1 protein-coding gene is annotated in these 1,273 nt (G+C 72.2%); it reads right to left on the bottom strand.

The window, feature by feature from the left end; genetic code table 11:
• A partial coding sequence (locus AB0O00_RS40045) for an amino acid adenylation domain-containing protein (RefSeq protein ID WP_363659591.1) occupies nt 1-1,273 on the bottom strand: 1,273 nt, incomplete at both ends.

Below are 1,273 nucleotides of genomic sequence, written 5' to 3' on the forward strand. Positions count from 1 at the left end.
CTCCCAGCGCTCGGCGACCACGGCCGGGTCGACAGGACCCAGGGCGGCCTGCGCCAGGACCGCGCGCCAGCGCGCCACCAGCCACGCGTGACGGGGGTCGATGGCCGTACCTGTGCTCTCCACCTCCATCAGGGCAAGGGCCATCGACGAGAGCACCGCTGCATCAAGGCTCTCGACGTATCGCTCGACTTGGGTACGGGTCAGGCCCTCGACGGGTCGTGCCACGGGCTCGTCCACCTGACTGGCCGTCGCCTCGCAGCGGGCGGTCTCCACCACCGCGAGCAGTCCGCGCTCGCCGCCCGTCCCGTCGAGGACGGCGCCCGCGGCGGCGACCGCGGGGTGGTCCAGCAGCGCGGCCTCGATCTCGCCGAGTTCGATCCGATGGCCCCGGATCTTGACCTGGGTGTCCTCGCGGCCGAGGAACTCGATCTCCCCGCCGGGCAGGTAACGACCGAAGTCGCCGGTGCGGTAAAGGCGTTGTCCGTCCGGGTGGGCGATGAAGCGGTAGGCGGTCGTGTCCGGGTCGCCGAGGTAGCCCTCGGCCAGCCCAGCGCCCGAGATGTGGAGCTCGCCGACCGCCCAGACCGGGCAGTCCCGCAGCATACCGTCCAGCACCCGGAAGCCCTGGTTGGCCAGCGGCCGGCCGTACGGGATGCTGCGCCAGCCGGGCTCAAGTCCGTTGTAGGGGTGGTGGATCGACCAGATCGCGGCCTCGGTCGCGCCGCCCAGGCCGATCACATTGAGGCCAGGGATGCGGGCGGTGATCTCGTCCGGCAGGGTGATCGGGATCCAGTCGCCGGACAGCAGGGCGAGGCGCAACGTCGGCAACGTGAGGGCCGGCTCGGTTGCCAGGTACGTGGCGAGCATCTGCATCAGCGCGGGGACGGAGTTCCACACCGTCACGCCGTGCTCGGCGATCAGGGCGGCCCAGTGCGACGGATCGGTACGGCGCTCCGGGTCGGGGTAGACCAGAGAGCCGCCCACCGCGAGCGGGCCGAAGATGTCGTAGACGGACAGGTCGAAGCCGAGGTTGGCCAGGCCGAGCACGCGGTCGTCGGCGGTGACGCCGAAGCGGTGGTTGATGTCGGCGATCGTGTTGCCCGCAGCGCGGTGGCTGATCACCACGCCCTTGGGGCGGCCGGTGGAGCCGGAGGTGTAGATGACGTACGCGGGCGTGTCCGGATCGCCGCCGGTCGGCTCGGCCGCCGGGGTGACGGGCGGCAGCTGGTCCACGGCGATGACGGCGGCGCCTGCGGGCCAGTCGGCGCCCACC

The organism is Kitasatospora sp. NPDC093558, assembly GCF_040683475.1.
GTDB lineage: Bacteria > Actinomycetota > Actinomycetes > Streptomycetales > Streptomycetaceae > Kitasatospora.